Genomic DNA, 17,245 nt, shown 5'->3' on the forward strand with positions numbered 1-17,245 from the left:
CCGGCCTCACTCGTCGGGCAGCCTGCCCAGCTCGACCAGGGACCGGAAGTCCGACGGGCAGACCTCCCAGGAGGACTGATACGTCCGCTCCAGCGGCACCGAGACGTACGAGTCCGGGTCGATCCAGGCGGGCATGTCGGGCATCTCGGCCCCGACCCGAAACGGCTCGATGAAGGCGACCGGCGGCAGGGCGACCCGGTCGTCCCCGGCCCGATACGAGGCCAGCAGCAGCGGCTCGCCCGAGGGCAGGTCGAACGGCGCCTCCTCGATCTCGTCCCAGATCAGCGTGTGCAGCGAGTGCGGATCCCGGGGCCCCGGCGGGAACGGGTCGACGAGCAGGACGTTCACGCCGGCCCTCAGGAACTCCAGCGTCTTCCCCACGAACGACCGCACCGCCGATGCGCTGGCCTTGTTCCCGGGAGAGGCGATCTCGATGATGCAGACCACCTCGCCGAGCCGATGCCGGATGGCCACCCGGTTGGCCCGCTTGAGCAGCGTGTCCCCCTTCGGCTCGACCCTCATCCGGGTCTGGGGTGCCGTCGCGACCCCTCCCGGGGCGCCATCCCTGGCGCGTCCCCGCCGCTCGACTGCCAGCAAGTTCGGGATCAGGCCGGCGGCATGCGGCTCGATCAAGGCCGACATCCCCGGGGGGAGCAACCCGGCGTTCAGCGCATCACAAATCGAAACCGACCATTGCTGATGGAAGTGATGGAAGATGGTCGGCTCGACGCGGGTCCAGTCGTGCATCGGCATGGTGGGACCTCCTGTGCCGATCGTCAGCCGCCCAGTTCGTTCCCGGTGGGGCGGCCCGCCGACCCCGCCCCGATCAGGCCCGGTCGGATTCTCGAAGGCCTTCGATCACCTCCCGCCAGAAGGCGGGCATCCCCCGATAGGAGGCCTCATAGGTCGGCTCCAGGGGGGTGTTGATGTAGGAGTCCGGGTCGAGGAACAGCGGCATCTCCGGCATCGGCGACCCCACGCCGATCGGCTCGACGTAGGCCTCCGGCAGCCTCCCCGGGCCGGGGGAGACGTACGAGGCGAGCGTCAGCGGCAGCCCCGGCTCGATCGGCTGCTCGTCGCCGAAGTCCGACCAGATGGCCCCGTGCAGCCCGTTCGGGTCGTGCGGGCCGGGCGGCAGCAGGTCGACGAGCAGGACGTGGATCCCCGCCTCCAGCGCCGAAACGACCTTGCCGGCGAACTCCTCGACCGACTTCGGCCGGTCCTTGTTGCTTGGGGAGGCGATCTCGATCAGCGCCACGAGCCGATGGCCGCTGGCGTGCCGGACGGCCACCGTCTTCCGCTGCTGCCGGTAGGTGGCCATCGGCGACGGCAGGAGCCGGTGCCGGATCCGGGGGGGGGCGACCGCGACGGCGACGGGGCCCCGGTCGGGCATCTCGTCCGGACGCTCCCCGGGCTCGTGCAGCGTCAGGATGTCGGCGATCATCGCGCCAGCGTGCTGCTCGGCCATCGCATAGTAGCCGGCCGGGAGGATGCCGTTGAGGGCCTCCATCAGCCGGCCGATCCAGGCGGTGTGGAAGGCGTGAAACGTCCCGGCACCGACCCGGGTCCAGTCGTGAACGGGCATGGCTCGTCACCTCCGTCGGAAAACACCCGGCCCCGGTCCCATTGTCATTGTATCGGCCGCCGAGCCCGGGCCGCCACGTCGGGCGTCGGCCCGACCGACCGATCTGGCGACGGGACCCGCCGTTATGGTAAGACATCCTGCCAGGTCGCGCGGCCGCGCGGGCGGTCGTCAGACCGCGCGCGACGGGCGGGCGACGCCGCACCGCATCCCACCCCACCGTGCCACACCCGCCAGAGTCGGGATAGAGAAGCGAGAAGGACACCCGCCCATGCCGGCGACGATGTACTACGACCAGGACGCCGACCTCGGCCTGCTCAAGGGCAAGACGATCAGCATCATCGGCTACGGCAGCCAGGGGCACGCCCACGCCCAGAACCTGAGGGATTCGGGCTGTACCGTCGTCGTCGGCCAGCGCCCCGGGTCGAAGAACTACGAGCTGGCCGTCTCCCACGGCTTCAAGCCCGTCTCGGCCGCCGAGGCCGCCGAGGCCGGCGACCTCGTCAACATCCTGCTGCCGGATGAGGTCCAGGCCGACGTCTACAACCGGGACATCAAGCCGAAGCTCAAGCCGGGCGACCTGCTGCTCTGCTCCCACGGCTTCAACATCCACTTCAACCAGGTCGAGCCCCCCTCGGGCGTGGACAGCGCCCTGGTGGCCCCCAAAGGCCCCGGCCACCTCGTCCGCAGCGAGTTCGAGAAGGGGGGCGGCGTCCCCTGCCTGATCGCCACCGGCGACGGCTGCTCCGAGCAGGGCAAGCGGCTCGCCCTGGCCTACGCCAAGGGGATCGGCGGCACCCGGGGGGGCGTCCTGGAGACGACCTTCGCCGAGGAGACCGAGACCGACCTCTTCGGCGAGCAGGTGGTGCTCTGCGGCGGCGTCTCCGCCCTGGTGAAGATGGGCTTCGAGACCCTGGTCGAGGCCGGCTACCAGCCCGAGAGCGCCTACTTCGAGTGCCTGCACGAGCTGAAGCTCATCGTCGACCTGATGTACCAGGGCGGCCTGAACTACATGCGCTACAGCATCTCCAACACCGCCGAGTACGGCGACTACACCCGGGGCCCCCGGATCATCACCGAGCAGACCCGGGAGGAGATGCGGAAGATCCTTCGGGAGATCCAGACCGGCCAGTTCGCCCGCGAGTGGATCCTGGAGAACCGGGCCGGCCAGCCCGGCTTTAAGGCCACCCGCCGCGTCGAGCGCGAGCACCCCGTCGAGGAGGTCGGCAAGCGCCTCCGGGGCCTCATGAGCTGGATCGACTCCAAGGAGGCCTGAGCCGGATGCGGCCCCCGCGCCCGTGAGACCCCCGCTCCCGGCGGGAGGCCGGGTGCGGGGGGCACCGACGAGCCGCCGGTGCCCTCGGGCACTCGCCGCCCCTCGCCCCGAGGCCTCCGGGGCGGAGTGTCGCCGACGCCGGGGGCTCGGCCGGACGCCGGGGCGGCGGGGGAGCGGGGCGGCCCCGGGGGCCGGATCGGACACCCCGGGGCCGGGATCTCGGGGCCGGGGCCCCGGATCAATTCTCGCAGGGCTGGGCCGCGAAGACGCGGTCGGCGCGGGCCTGGGCCTCCTCCTGGCCGACCTCCTCGATCGGGCTGGCCAGCGACCAGCAGTGGCCGAAGGGGTCCTTGATCTTGGCGAAGCGGTCGCCCCAGAACATGTCGGCCGGGGGCATGGTCGGGGTGGCCCCGGCGGCGACGGCCCGGGCGAAGGTGGCGTCCACGTCGGCGATCGACAGGTGGATCACCACGGGGGAGCCGCCCAGGGCCTCGGGGCTGTGCGCCCCCATGTCGGGGAACTCGTCGCTGAGGTAGAACGACGCCTCGCCGATCCTCACCTCGGCGTGCAGCAGCGTGCCCCCCGGCGCGGCCATCCGGTACGCCTCCTCGGCCCCGAACGCCTCCCGGTAGAACGCCACCGCCCGCTCGGCCCCCCGGACCGTCAGGTACGGCGTGATCGTGGTCCCGGCCCGCCCCGCCTTCTCGACGCTCGCCATCGCCATCGCTCCCGGCCGATCCCGGCCCTCGAAGATCCGCGCCGATCGGCACGTCTCTGTGTCCGGATGGACAGTGTTCCGATCGGTCGCGTCAGCATTCCAGGAATCGGCCTGGAAGTCAACGCGTGTCCAGTAATTTTTCCGGGGTCGGGCCGGCGGCCGGATCGCCGGGCGTTGCAACCCCAGTGCCCCCTTCGAGGTCCGGTCGAGTGGCCGGGGACGGTCGGCCGCCCCTTGATCCGGGGGCCCTCGGCGGGGAACCTGTCGTCAACGGACCTGACACCGCCCGATCGGCCTGCGTGGGCGCCGACCCGGGCCAGGACGAGCCATGCGAGGAGGGGGGCCGATGATCTGCGTCGCCGTGACCTACGTCGTGAAGGAGGGCCGGGAGGGGGACGCCGTCGCCCTGTTCCGGGAACTCATCCCGCCCACCCGGGCCGAGCCCGGCTGCCGGATGTACCTCGTCCACCGCTCGACCACCGACCCCCGCCGCTTCTTCCTCTACGAGCAGTACGACGACGCGGCCGCCCTCGACGCCCACCGCGCCTCCCCCCACTTCTCCCAGTATGTCACCGGCGGCCTGTTCGGCCTGCTGGAGAGCCGCACCCCCGAGCTGTACGAGCCGCTCGACGCGTGACGGCGGATCCGGGGCGGATGACAAAGGGCCGTCATCCGCCGCCCGTCATCCTCCCTCGCCCCACCGCACGACCTCCGGCCGGGCCCGATCGCCGTCGATCCGCCCGGGCAGGCGCCAGACCCGCGAGCCCTCCCGGTCGGTGAAGTAGAGGCGGGACGGAGAGGGCTGCCGGGCGTGGCCGTCGGCCCAGAGGGCGTAGAACCCGGGGTGGGCGTCGACGGGGCGCCGGACGTAGGTGTGGTTGTATTCGCTCTCGGGCGTGAGCGCCTTGACGCGGTCCCAGGACTCCCCCTCGTCGCCGCTCGTCCACATCACCACCTCGCCCCCGGTGCCGAAGGGCTGGGGGCCGGGGTCGGTGGGGGCGATGAGGCGCCAGGTGCCGTCGGGCTCGACGTAGAGCGACCCGAAATCATAATTATGATCCGAGGTCGTCACCGGTCGGATCCGCCAGGCCGAGCCCGTCCAGTGCGCGGTCCGCCAGGTCCGGGGGCCGTTGTCCGGGCCGGATTCGTACCCCTCGCTCGTGAGGTAGAGGATCACCGGGCGGCCTTCGGCGTCGTAGCGAAGGTCCTTCAGGTAGACGAGCATCCCTTCGCCCCGGTAGTCGTGCACCAGTCCCGGGCCGGCCGGGTCGGTCATCGGGGGCTCGACGGGGGTGCCCTCGACGGTCGTCCACGACCGGCCGGCGTCGGCGGTCTGGACGTAATACAGGTTCGTCCGGGCGTTCAGGCCGACGGGTTCCGGGTGCATGTTGAAGGCGGTGCCGACGGTCCCCCCATGCGGGGCGCTGATCTGGTAGTGGCCCAGCTCCATGGAGGCGAGCGGCCGGGGCTCGGACCACGACCGGCCGTCGTCGCTGGCCATCCAGTGCAGGACGCGGCGCCCACCCCGATACCGGGTGTGCAGGAACAGGAAGCCGTCGTCCCCCAGGTGCCAGGGCTGGCCGTAGGAGAAGTTCGTCTGCTCGACCTGCTCGAATTCGTCGATGTCGAACGGCCGGACGCTCCGGTGGATGAACGCCGGGCGCCCGGTCCCGTGGGCGTTGGAGAAGACCCAGAGGTGGCCCTCGTCGTCGATGCTGAGCACCGGGTTGTCGTGCGCGTCGGTCGTCTGCTTGTCCAGCAGGATCGTCGGCCGGGGGACGGTGCCGGTGGCGTGATCATAGGCGCCGATCATCATCAACAGCGTGTCCTCACCCTCCGGCCGGCCGCCGAAGACGAAGAACGTGATGTCCGCCTCCTCGGAGTAGATCGCGATCGGGATATGCTGCTGCGGGTACGTGGCGAAACCGCCGCTGTACTTGTATTTGTACTCGTCGCCCGACGGCTGGTTGAAGTACCAGATCCCCCGGTAGCCCTCCGCCTTCGGCTGCGGCCCCGGGCCGTCCCCTCGGGCGGTCGGGGCGGCGAGGGTCGCTGCGATCAGCGCGGCGAGGGGGACGATCCGGCTCGTTGCGGTCATCGCGGTCTCCTGGGACGGTCGGCGGAGGGCGCGTCCTGGTCTCCGATCATGAGCGATCGCGTGTTCATTTGTCCGTGCCGCCCTCCTCGGCCCGCTGGGAGAGCAGGTAGGCGATGAGGAGGCGGAACTCGTCCTCGGGGATGCGCTCGTCGAAGTTGCCGGGCATGGGGGAGAGGGGGGCGGTGATGCGCTCGTCGACCTCGGCCGCGGGGATGCGTTGCGGCTTCCCCTCGGCGTCGGCCAGGACCAGGGAATCCCCCTCCTCGGAGAGCAAGAGCCCGGTCAGGACCCGGCCGTCGGCCAGGCCGAGCGTGGTGGCCCGGAACGCCTGGTCCACGTTCAAATTCGGGTTCAGGATGTCCTCCATCAGCCGGAGCGGCCCCCGCTGGCCGACCCCGTCGAGCTGGGGCCCGACCTCCGCCCCCTCGCCGCCGACCTTGTGGCACGAGGCGCAGTATTCGGTGAACACGGCCTTGCCCGGCCCGTGGTCGATCCCGCCGCCCGACGACGAAGGCGACGACGACGGCCCATCGGCCGATGCGAATTGCTCCAGCCGCCGATCGATCAGCGCCTTGATCGCCTCGTCCGCCGGCGGGAGCCCGGCCGTGAGCGCCTCGATCCGGGAGGCCATCGCCTCCACCCCCGCGTTGTTCAGGCGGATCTGCACCGGGGGCTCCAGCAGGAGGGCCGCCGGGGCCTTGCCCGCCTCGACGCCCGACAGCAGCGCCTCGGCCCCCCCCCTCGAGCCGGCCAGGGCCACGGCGATCGTCCCCTGCAATCGGCTCGGCGCCACCGCCATCGCCTCGATCAGGGCCGCCTGCCCCTCCTCCCGGCCGAGCCGGCCGATCGCCTCGGCCGCCCGGTCCCGCACGGCCGGCGGCTCGTCGCTGGCGACCAGCAGCGCCGACAGCGGCCCGACGGCCCCGGCCGGGTCGATCGCCGCCCTCGCGTCGATCGCCGCCAGCCGCTGCGGCTCGGGGGCCGACGGGTCGCCGAGCAGGGCGTCGAGGTCGGCCGTCAGCCCTTCCAGGCGGATCGAGCCGATGAGGTCGATCGCCGCCAGCACGTCCCGATCGGAGCCCGACGCCAGGTGGGCCCGGGCGATGTCCGCCCCCCATCGCCTCGCCCGCCGATCCAGCTCCTCGCCCCTCGCCTGCACCCCCCGGTGGATCGCCCGGAGCAGCTCCAGGCCGACCCGGTGGTCGCCCAGCGCCCTCCGCCTCGCCAGCGCCCCCACCTCATCGGTCGCCCCCTCGGCCCCGTACCGGGCGACGTGCTCGACGAACCGGCCCGCCTCCCCGACCGGCAACTCGGCCTCGTTCAGGTGGGCCAGCAGGAACCCCGCCGCCTCGCCGGTCGGCACGCCGACGGCCACGTCCGCCAGCATCGCCCGGTCCTCCCCGCCCAGCGTCGAGGGCAGGCCGGCCCAGGCGTCGGCCGACCGGAGCTGGTCCCGGAGCGCCATCCGCAGCACGTGGACGAGGTGCGTGTCCGCCGGGTCGCTCCCCCGCCAGGAGTCCAGCAGCGGCCGGATCGCCGACGGGTCCGGGTGCCTCCCCAGCGCGTCGGCGGCGGCTCGGCGGACGAACGGATCCTCATCACGAAGGCCGTTGAGCACGTAATCGCGTTGGTCGCCGTCCCACCCCGAGCGATCGGCCAGCACCTTCATCGCGTGGACCCGGACCTCCCGGCTCGGGTCCGCCACCGAGGCCGCCAGCCGGTCGGCCGGCAGGGCCCCCCGACGCTCCAGCGCCCACATCGCGTGGGCCCTCGACTCCGCCGCCGATCCCCCCGCCATCGCCGCGTCCAGGGCGCCGTCGATCGAGGCGTCCGACCGCCTCCCGGCCAGCTCGTGCGTCGCCCGAAGCCGGACGACCAGGTTCGGGTGTTCGAGGTCGTCGACCAGCTCGGCGGCGGTCGCCGCCCCCCAGTGCTCCCGGGGCATGGCCGGCGGCGGGGCATGGCCGTCCTCGCCGACGTAGACGACCCGCCAGATCCGCCCCCGCTCCCGGTCCCGGCCGGGATGGGTCAACGGCACTTCATAGTGGCCGATGATCCGGTTGTAGAAGTCGGCAATGTAGAGCGCCCCGTCCGGCCCCAGTTCCAGGTCGACCGGCCGGAACCAGGGGTCGTCGCTGACGATGAAGTCCGGCTGCTCGACCGCCCGTGGCGTCGAGCCCGTCCACTCGATCCGGTCCAGGTTCACCCGGGCGGTCACCGGGTTGCCGATGAAGATGTTGCCCCGATACGCCTCCGGGAAATGGTCGGCATGATACGCCACGATCCCGGCGATCCCCGTCGACCCGTGCTGATGGTTCATCATCGCCGGGCCGAACCCGAGGCCGTCGTGGGGCTTGCCGAAGCTGGGGTAGTAGGCCCCCCGCAGCAGGTGGTAGATGGGCAGGGTGTGGCAGTCGCTCGACCAGAGGTTCCCCAGCGGGTCGGTCGCCAGGCCGAACGGGTTCACCTGCCCCCAGGTCCACTGCTCGATCGCCGAGCCGTCGGGCCGGAACCGGTAGGTGTTGCCCGACTGCATCGTGATCGACTCGCCGTCCTTCGCCTCCACCGTCGACTCGTTCGAGAACCCGTGGCAGGCGTAGATCCAGCCGTCGAAGCCCATCGTGAAGGCGTTGGTCATGCCGTGGGTGTCGCGGAAGCCGTAGTCCCCCAGGACCTCCTCGCTCCGGTCGGCCTTGCCGTCGCCGTCAGTGTCCGTCAGCCGAAGGATCTCCGGGATGCTGTGCACCAGCGCCTCGTCTGCCGAGAGCGGCAGCAGGCCGATCGGGATCGTCAGGTCGTCGGCGAACTGCTCGACCGTCAGGGCCCGGCCGTCCGGGGCGAAGTCGCCGAGGATGGTCACCCGGTCCCGTCCCGGCGCCCCCCCCTCGGGGGGGAACGGGTAGTCGAGCGACGAGGTGACCCAGAGCCTCCCCCGCTCGTCGAACGCCAGGTTCATCGGCTTGGCGATGTACGGCTCCGACGCCACGAGCTGGATCGCAAACCCCGGCGGCAGCCGGAGCGCGGCCCGCTCCTGCTCCGGGGTCAGGGGATCGGTGGTGGCGACGAGGTCCTGCCCCGTCGCCAGGCCCGGGGCGACGATCATCGCCATCAGGGTCGCGAGCATCGCGGTCGGTCGCATCGTTCGGCAACTCCGGGGAGAGAGCGGGGGCGGGGCGGGTGCGGTTCGCGGGCAAGGGGGGCGGGTCGGGTCAGGGCAGGAGGTCCCGGACCCGGACGAGGCCGACCTGCCGGCCGTCGACGACGACCGGCAGGTCGGCGTCCTCGCCGAAGGTCGTTACGCGTTGATAGGTCCCGTCCTTCGGGCCGTCCCGGGCCTCGACCCGACGGCCCTTGAGGTCGACGATCAGATAAACCCGCACGCCTTCGAGGGCCAGGTCGTCGGACTGGTCGCGGTCGATGGCGAGGGACGAGTCGGCCACCTCGACGGCCAACGGCATGTCGGCCGTGGTCGGGAACTCCGTCGGATAATCCTCCGGCCGGCCCCGGAGGACGGCCAGGCCCGGCTCGGGCGTGCTGTGCTGGCCTCGCATCGCCACGGGTTGCTCCTGCTGGACGTGGTACCCCTGCGGCAGGATCCCCTCCAGGGCTCGTCGGCAGCGATCGACGGCGATCGAGTGCGGGCGGTTCGGGGCCATGCGGCGGGCCAGCCTCCCCTTCCAGAGATAAACCGGCTCCTTCTCGCCGATGATCCCCGAGCGCACCATCGCCCGGAACATCGGCACGGTGATCGGCTCCATCGGCGGCTCGGCGGGCCTCGAGGCCGCGGCGGTCGACGGCATCTCGACCTTCCTCCTGTCTCGATCGACGGCGAACCAACGGACCCGGACCCGTCCGAGTCTATCGCACCTCCCCGTCCCGGGCCACCGCCGCACCGCCCCCCTCGGTGCCGAGACGCGATCGCCGGGTGCCGATCGAGCGACCCAACCGATCCCCGGGAGGCCGATCATGGCCACCGCCTCGGCGACCACCACCCCCCGACCCGCCGCCCGAGCCCGCCCCTCCCCCGCAGGTTCCGGGAGAACCTTGGCATCCCCCGATCCCCCCGGGGCACTATGGGGTGGATCGAGCGGACCGGGCCGGGGGGTTGGAGGAGGGGATCGGACCGATGGCCGACCGTCGCATCGAGGGAGTCCACCGGCAGATCGGCACGCTGTATCGGGTCGGCCGCCTCGGCGGCGAGCCCGACGCCGAGCTGCTCGACCGCTTCCTCGCCGGGCCCGAGGCGGCCGCCGAGGCCGCCTTCGCCAGCCTGGTCGAGCGGCACGGGCCGATGGTCCTCCGCATCTCTCGACGACTCCTCCCGGACCCCAACGACGCCGAGGACGTCGCCCAGGCCGCCTTCCTGCTGCTCGCCCGACGCGCCGGGGCGATTCGGCGCCGGGACTCGGTCGCGAGCTGGCTCCACGGCGTCACGCTCCGGGTCTCGAAGAAGGCCCGATCCAGCGCCTCCCGGCGCCGACTCCTGGAGCGCCGGGCCGTCGAACACTCCCCCCGGCCCCCATCCGCCCCCGAGCCGGGGGACGCCCTCGAATCCCGATGGGCCGACCTCCACGCCGAGCTCGACCGCCTGCCCGACGCGCTCCGCGCCCCGCTCGTCCTCTGCTACCTCGAAGGCCGGACCAACGAGCAGGCCGCCGACGCCCTCCGCGTCCCGCTGCGCACCCTCCGCCGCCGCCTGGCGCAGGGCCGGGACCGCCTCCGCTCCCGCCTCTGCCGGGCCGACGCCGCCCCGCTGGTGGCCGCCCTGGCCGAGCCGCCCCGGCTGCCCGCCGCGCCGGCCCCCTGGCTCGACCACACCGTCCGATCCGCCCTGGCCTTCGCCTCGGGCCGCCTGGCCGCCGCCCCGGCGGCCTCGGCGATCGCCGTCTCCCTCGCCCAGGAGGTGACCCGCACCATGCTCCGCGCCCAACTCCTCCGCTCCGTCGCCGCCGCCGCCCTGCTGCTCGGCGCCCTCGGCACCGGCCTCGGCACGATCCCCCTGGTCCTCGCCGGGCAAGACGCCCCCCCCGAGGCGCCTCCTCTCCCGCCCTCGCAACAACCGGAGGAGCAGGAGCAGGCCCCCTCGTTCGCCGAGGTCCCCGACGCCATCCGGCCCGGTGATTTCCTCCGTCCCCCGCTCCCCGGCTGGGTGACCGACCGTCCCCGCACCGGCCCCGGGCGGTCGACGACCCTCCGCATCACCGCCGCCGAATCGGGGGCGCCGATCCCCTCCGCCCGGGTCCGCGTCTGGAAGGCGCTGGACGACGAATGGCGGATCACCGACGCCGGGGGCCTCATCACCGTCGAGCATTCCACCGGCCCCGCCGACTCGAACTTCTCCGTCGACACCTGGGCCGACGGCTACGCCATGCAGCGGCACTCCTTCGGGGAGAAGCCCGGGGAGGAGATCCCCGAAGAGGCGACCATCGCGCACCAGCCCGGCGAGTCGCTCGGCGGCGTCGTCCGGGACGAGCAGGGGAGGCCCGTCCCCGGGGCGGTCGTCTACCTCTGGAGCCACAACTACAGCAAGAAGGACCCCGCCGAGCTGCTCTACGACCTCCCCGCCGTCACCGGCCCCGACGGCCGGTGGCGGACCGGGGGCGCCCCCGAGACCACCGGCGAGATCCTCGGCATCTACATCACCCACCCCGACTACATCAGCGACCGCGAGTACGTCGCCGGCCGGGAGAAGCCCCCGATCGACCAGCTCCGCGCCGGCACCGCCGTCTCCGTGCTGAAGAAGGGGGCCTACGTCGAGGGCCGCGTGCTCGACGCCGACGGCGACCCCGTCCCCGGCGCCCTGGTCCTCTCGACCGATCGCCCGGACCACCTCTTCAGCTCGGTCCGCGACTTCGCCGCCGTCACGGACCCCGACGGCCGATACCGCACCGGCCAGCTCGCCCCCGGCACCTGGCACCTCGTCGCCCAGGCCCCCGGCCACGCGCCGGCGGCGACGGAGCTGGAGATCGGCACCGCGATCCCCAGCGTCGACCTGACGCTCGGCCGCCCCCGCACCCTGGCCGTCCGCGTGCTCGACCAGGACGGGGCGCCGATCGAGGGCGTGTTCGTCAATTTCGACACCTGGTTCGCCCCCCCGGCCTACCGCTGCCTGAGCACCTTCTTCTGGACCGACGCCGAGGGCCGGGCCTCCTGGGCCGGCGCTCCCGACGACCCGATGCTCGTCGACGCCAGCGTCAACGGCTACTTCGGCAAGCTCCACGACCGGGTCGAGCCGACCGACGAGGAGGTCGTCTACACCCTGGGCAAGTCGCTCTCGATCTCCGGCCGCGTCCGGGACGCCGAGACCGGCGAGGAGATCGAGCGGGCCGAGGTCGAGGTCGGCGCCGTCGACCCCGACACCGGCGAGGTCGGGCAGTGGACGACCAAACCGGATCGCATCGAATACCAGTGGTGGGTCAGCGATGGCCGGCTCAACGTCAACATCCCCGTCGAGGCCGAGTCGTACAAGATCCGGATCACGACCCCCGGCTACGCCCCGTTCGTCTCCCGGGCCTTCCGTAGCGACGAGGTCCGGGTCGTCGACTACGCCGTCTCCCTCCAGCCTCCCGACGAGGGCGGCCCCGTCGCCACCGTCCGGTTCCCCGACGGCGAGCCCCTGGCCGACGCCCGGGTCCTCATCGCCCGGCGCGACCACGGCGTCAGCCTGCGCAACGGCGAGGCCGACGAGCGGTACGCCAACATCAACCCCGGCCGCCCCTTCCGCACCGGCCCCGACGGCTCGTTCCCGATCCCCCCGGCCGATCAGCCTTACGTCGCCGTCGTCGTCGGCGACCGGGGCTACGCCATTGCGAACAGCGAGCAACTGGTCGAGTCGGGTGAGATCCAGGCCCGGCCCTTCGCCCGAGTCGAGGGCCGCTTTCTCATCGGCGACCGACCCGGAGCGAACATCTCCCTCAACCTCGGCGGTTCGATCCAGGATCCCTCGACGCTCCGCATCTCGATCCGATCCAGCCACAGGACGACCACCGGCGCCGATGGCCGCTTCGCCTTCGATCGGGTCATCCCGACGGAGGACCTGAGTATTGCCCGCTGGGACGAGGACGATACACCCGGTCGGGTCTTGTCCCTGGGCGAACCGGTTCGCGTCGAGCCCGGCGAGACGGTCCGGATCACCTCCGGCGGGGTCGGCCGCCCCGTCGTCGGCCGGGTCGCCCCGCCGGAGGACTGGAACGAGCCGGTCGACTTCACCAAGCAGGCGTCCGCAACCGTCCTGAGCGACCAGCCCAACGCGCCCTATCCGCCCGAGTTGTTCCGGGGCAAGACGACCCTGGAAGGCGGCTACTGGTCCGAGTGGTCCCGAGAGTGGCTCGAGAGTCCGGCGGGCCGCACCTTTGGGGACGCCCACCGGAGTGTCAGCGTCACCCTCTTCCCGGACGGCTCGTTCCGGGTCGACGACGTCCCCCCGGGCGAGTATCGGCTCGTGGTCGTCGCCGGGGAGGAGGAATTCAAGCCGAGCCGGGGCCCCTTCTCGCCGATCTCCCGGACCTTCACCGTGCCGGAGGTCCCCGGCGGCTACAGCCCCGAGCCGATCGACTTCGGCGTGCTCCGGCTCCGGCGCCGGACGATCATCGAGGTCGGCCAGGACGCCCCGAAGGCCCGGGTGACGACCGTCGAGGGTGACGTCCTCGACATCCCCGGAGACTTCCGGGGCCGCTATCTCCTGCTCGACTTCGGCACCCCGGCCAACGACCAGTCCCGGCTCTCAATCGCCCGCGCCAACGGCCTGCACGAGCAGTTCGGTGAGGACGACCGCGTCTCCATGCTCAGCCTGATCGTCGCCGAGGACGACGCCGAGACCCGATCCTTCGTCGCCGCCAAGGGGCAGCCCTGGCCCCAGGCCATCCTCGGCCCCCTGCCCAACCCGGTCGCCGAGGCGTACGGCGTCGAGGACTCGTCCATGCTCTGGGGCGGCCGGCTCCCCGGCTTCGTCCTGATCGGCCCCGACGGAACCATCCTCAGTCTGGACACCTACGGCCGGGAACTCGCCCCGATCCTCTCCGAGGCCCTCGGCCAATAAACCCACCCCCGGCTCGACGATCCGGACGATCCGATTCGGTCGGCCCGGCCCGGATTGTGTGACTGCCGGGGCGAGTTTCCTCGATGGTATTGGAGTCGGGGCGTTCGTTCCCGCCCGTCCCCCGTCCAACTGCTCCGGCCCGATCGGGGAGGGCGGACGGTCGGTAGGGACGGGACGACGCCCCCCGGACTCTTTGGCAATCCGAACGGCAGGCACCCGAGATCACGCCTCCGATCGCTCCATCGCGATCCGGCCGGGCGTCTCCCAATTCTGTGTGACGAAACAAAGCCAATGCGTGGCAAAACAAAGCCAATTTGGTCAGACGGTTCGACGGAGCGAAGCCAATTGGTTTCGCGCATCTCGTTGGGGGATCAGGGAATTCGGCCTTCAACGTCGGGCGCATCGGGGCGCACCGACCGGCGCACCGTCACGGTTCGACCCGCCCCCGAGACGATCCGTACGAAAGGGCCCTCCGGCGCGCGGGCCCCGGATGGCCGGTCGCCGGACGAGTTGACGGAGCGAAGCCATTTGGGTTTGCGCATCTCCTTGCTGCGTCAACGATATCGGCCATTCGAGCCCGGCGCACCGGGGCGCACCGGCCGGCGCACCCTCGGGGATCGGCCCTGCCCGGGGGACCGGGGAGGGGCGTATCATGGGGGCAGGGGCCCCGGTTGATCGAGGGCCAGGGGGGGATCGGGGAGACCCGGAGGGCCCGGGTCGGAGTCGAGGGGGATCGGCCGCCATGTTCGACGACCTCTTGCAGCGGCTCGGGCTGAAGGACAGGCACCCCGGCGTCTGCTCCGGCCCGGGGGGCTGGGTGGGGCGGCCCGGGGGGGAGGAGATCACCTCGATCAACCCCAGCACCGGGGTGCCGATCGCCACCGTCGTCGGCGGGTCGATCGGCGATTACGACGCCCTGGTCGATCGCGCGGTCGACGCCTTCAAGCGCTGGCGGACCCTGCCCGCCCCGCATCGGGGGGAGGTGGTGCGGCGGATCGGCCAGGCGCTCCGGGAGCACAAGGAGGACCTGGGGCTGCTCGTCACCCTGGAGGTCGGCAAGATCCGATCGGAAGGGCTCGGCGAGGTCCAGGAGATGATCGACATGGCCGACTTCGCCGTCGGCCTCTCCCGGCAGCTCTACGGGCTGACGATCGCCAGCGAGCGGCCCGGCCACCGGATGTTCGAGCAGTGGCACCCCCTCGGGCCGGTCGGCATCATCTCGGCTTTCAACTTCCCGGTGGCCGTCTGGTCCTGGAACGCGATGGTGGCGGGGGTCTGCGGCGACAGCATGGTCTGGAAGCCCTCGCCGCTGGCCCCCTTGACGAGCCTGGCCGTCCAGCACGTCGTCAACCGGGCGGTCGAGGGGACGGGGCTCGACGGGCTGTTCGGCCTCTGCGTCGGGGGGACGGAGATCGGCCGACGGATGGCGGGGGACGACCGGCTCCCCCTCGTCTCGGCCACCGGCAGCGTGGCGATGGGCAAGGCGATCGCCCCGGTCGTCGCCTCCCGGCTGGGCCGGGCCCTCCTGGAGCTGGGCGGCAACAACGGCATCATCGTCTCTCCCAAGGCGAACCTGGACCTGGCCTTGCGTGCCGTCGCCTTCGCGGCCGTCGGCACCGCCGGCCAGCGCTGCACCACGCTCCGACGGCTGATCCTCCACGAGTCGATCGCCGACGGCTTCCTCGACCGCCTGGCCGCCGCGTACCGGAGCCTGCCGGTCGGCGACCCCTGGGAGGACGACGTGCTGGTCGGCCCGCTCATCGGCGAGCAGGCGGTCGAGGGGATGCTGGCGGCGGTCGACCGGGCGAAGGGGCAGGGGGGGGAGGTCCTCTGCGGCGGCCGTCGGCTCGATCGGCCCGGCTTCTTCGTCGAGCCGACCCTGATCCGGGCCCGGGGCGACCTGCCCATCTCCCGGACCGAGACCTTCGCCCCGATCCTCTACGCGACGACCTATGCCGACCTCGACGAGGCCCTCGCCCTGCACAACTCCGTCGCCGAGGGGCTCTCCTCGGCCATCTTCACCGACGACCTCCGAGAAGCGGAGCGATTCCTCTCCCCCGAGGGGTCCGACTGCGGGATCGCCAACGTCAACATCGGCACCTCGGGCGCCGAGATCGGCGGGGCCTTCGGCGGCGAGAAGGACACCGGGGGCGGCCGGGAGGCCGGATCCGACTCCTGGAAGGCCTACATGAGGCGGCAGACCTGCACCGTGAATTACGGCGGGTCGCTCCCGCTTGCCCAGGGTGTCCGGTTTGACATCGCCCCGTGATCGAGCCCGATTTTCGTTGCGGGGAAACCCCGGCCGGGAGGATGATCGACGGGAATTCCAGGCCCCGATCCGGACGCCGGGGGGCCGGAACCCGAATAATCCGCCGTGAGGGCCGAATTCCTGGTAGAGCGGACGATTGGGCCCCGAAGGCCGACACGAGCCGGACCGGGCCGAACCGCCGATCGAGACGCGAACGCCGCAGGTTTCGGGATTCGACGAGGAGACGCAAACGATGTGCAAGACGATCAAGAAGGTGGCGGTGGGCGCCGGCCTCGGCGTCGCGACGCTGGGGCTGCTCTTCGGCACCTCGGCCAAGCACCACGTCAAGACGGCCGTCGACGACGTGCGGTCGCTGGCGCAGTCGCAGGTGCCCATCGAATACAAGATCGATGAGGCCAAGCAGCAGATCGACGCCCTGGAGCCGGCGATCATCGAGAACATCGAGTCCCTGGCCCGGGCCCAGGTCGAGGTCGACGACCTGCAGGAGGAGATCGCCTTGGCCAAGGGGAACCTCCAGGTGCAGGGCCAGGAGATGCTCGCCCTGAAGCAGGGGCTCGACGCCGGCCGGCTCCAGCTGACCAGCGGCGTGACCTACACCGCCGAGGAGGTCAGGGCCGACCTGGCCCGCCGCCTCGACACCTTCAACCGCACCCAGGAGACGGTCGACAGCCTGGAGCAGACCCTCAAGGCCAAGGTCGAGCGGACCCACGCGATCCAGCGGATCCTGGACGAGATGACCGCCCAGAAGAAGGCGCTCTCGGCCAAGATCGAGGCGATCGAGAGCCGCCTGGCCCAGATCGAGGCCGAGCAGGCGACCAACGAGTACACCTTCGACACCACCCCGCTGTCGCAGGCCAAGAAGACCATCGCCGAGCTGGACAAGCAGCTCGAGGTCATGGCCCGCCGGGCCGAGCTGGAGGGGCGCTACATCGAGCAGTCCATCGAGGTCGAGGTCGAGCCCGGCCGGGACATCTCCGCCGAGGTCGAGTCCGCCCTGGAAGGCCTGCAGCTGGAGTCGGCCCCCGAGGCGGCCCCCGCCACCTGACCGGGCCCAGGACCCGGGCCGGCTCCTCGATCGAGGCCGGCACCCGACCCCGGCGATCGCCGCGACCCGGCCCGCCCCCTCGACCTCGAGGGGGCGGGTCCGGGCGTGCGCCGTTTGAGGGGCCGATGTAGAAGGATTCGGCAGGGCATGGCGGATGGAGGCGTCCTCCGCCCCTCGAGCATCACCAATCCCCGGGAAACCCCGCGAAACCGACAATCC

At 72.1% G+C, this 17,245-nt stretch carries 11 protein-coding genes; 5 read left to right on the forward strand and 6 right to left on the reverse strand.

The window, feature by feature from the left end:
* Window positions 1–6: 6 nt before the first annotated feature.
* On the reverse strand, window positions 7–753 hold the full coding sequence (locus ElP_RS14620) for a DUF4058 domain-containing protein (protein WP_145270458.1): 747 nt from the start codon (window positions 751–753) through the stop codon (window positions 7–9).
* A gap of 73 nt (window positions 754–826) precedes the next feature.
* Window positions 827–1,585, reverse strand: coding sequence for a DUF4058 family protein (locus ElP_RS14625; RefSeq protein ID WP_145270460.1), 759 nt, complete (start codon window positions 1,583–1,585; stop codon window positions 827–829).
* Window positions 1,586–1,853: 268 nt separating this feature from the next.
* On the opposite strand from ElP_RS14625, the gene ilvC reads away from it, so the two are divergent.
* Window positions 1,854–2,858 carry a ketol-acid reductoisomerase gene (gene ilvC / locus ElP_RS14630; protein WP_145270462.1) on the forward strand — a complete coding sequence of 335 codons (1,005 nt, stop codon included), beginning with the start codon at window positions 1,854–1,856 and terminating at the stop codon, window positions 2,856–2,858.
* Between the two features lie 238 nt (window positions 2,859–3,096).
* Here the strand turns inward: ilvC and ElP_RS14635 are convergent, their stop codons facing one another.
* Window positions 3,097–3,576 (reverse strand): VOC family protein, encoded by a 480-nt coding sequence (locus ElP_RS14635; RefSeq protein ID WP_145270464.1) that lies wholly within the window; start codon window positions 3,574–3,576, stop codon window positions 3,097–3,099.
* Window positions 3,577–3,922: 346 nt separating this feature from the next.
* Here ElP_RS14635 and ElP_RS14640 point away from each other — a divergent pair, with 346 nt between their 5' ends.
* A complete protein-coding gene (locus tag ElP_RS14640) occupies window positions 3,923–4,213 on the forward strand; it encodes a putative quinol monooxygenase (RefSeq protein WP_145270466.1) in 291 nt (96 codons plus the stop codon).
* A gap of 45 nt (window positions 4,214–4,258) precedes the next feature.
* On the opposite strand, the gene ElP_RS14645 is transcribed toward ElP_RS14640, so the two are convergent.
* The 3 genes from ElP_RS14645 to ElP_RS14655 form a co-directional block, all read right to left on the reverse strand.
* The gene (locus tag ElP_RS14645) at window positions 4,259–5,674 is read right to left on the reverse strand and encodes a BNR-4 repeat-containing protein (RefSeq protein ID WP_145270468.1); all 1,416 of its coding nucleotides are present in this window, start codon (window positions 5,672–5,674) and stop codon (window positions 4,259–4,261) included.
* Window positions 5,675–5,738: 64 nt separating this feature from the next.
* Window positions 5,739–8,813 (reverse strand): PVC-type heme-binding CxxCH protein, encoded by a 3,075-nt coding sequence (locus ElP_RS40650; RefSeq protein ID WP_261344434.1) that lies wholly within the window; start codon window positions 8,811–8,813, stop codon window positions 5,739–5,741.
* A 70-nt stretch (window positions 8,814–8,883) separates the two neighbouring features.
* Window positions 8,884–9,474 (reverse strand): Uma2 family endonuclease, encoded by a 591-nt coding sequence (locus ElP_RS14655; RefSeq protein WP_197446991.1) that lies wholly within the window; start codon window positions 9,472–9,474, stop codon window positions 8,884–8,886.
* Between the two features lie 326 nt (window positions 9,475–9,800).
* On the opposite strand from ElP_RS14655, the gene ElP_RS14660 reads away from it, so the two are divergent.
* The 3 genes from ElP_RS14660 (at window position 9,801) to ElP_RS14670 (ending at window position 17,026) form a co-directional block, all read left to right on the forward strand.
* On the forward strand, window positions 9,801–13,712 hold the full coding sequence (locus ElP_RS14660) for a sigma-70 family RNA polymerase sigma factor (RefSeq protein ID WP_145270472.1): 3,912 nt from the start codon (window positions 9,801–9,803) through the stop codon (window positions 13,710–13,712).
* A gap of 742 nt (window positions 13,713–14,454) precedes the next feature.
* Entirely contained in the window at window positions 14,455–15,981 is a 1,527-nt protein-coding gene (gene amaB, locus ElP_RS14665; protein WP_145270474.1) for an L-piperidine-6-carboxylate dehydrogenase, read from the forward strand.
* Between the two features lie 232 nt (window positions 15,982–16,213).
* Window positions 16,214–17,026, forward strand: coding sequence for a hypothetical protein (locus ElP_RS14670; protein ID WP_145270476.1), 813 nt, complete (start codon window positions 16,214–16,216; stop codon window positions 17,024–17,026).
* Window positions 17,027–17,245 lie beyond the last annotated feature (219 nt).

The organism is Tautonia plasticadhaerens (genome assembly GCF_007752535.1).
Lineage (GTDB): Bacteria > Planctomycetota > Planctomycetia > Isosphaerales > Isosphaeraceae > Tautonia > Tautonia plasticadhaerens.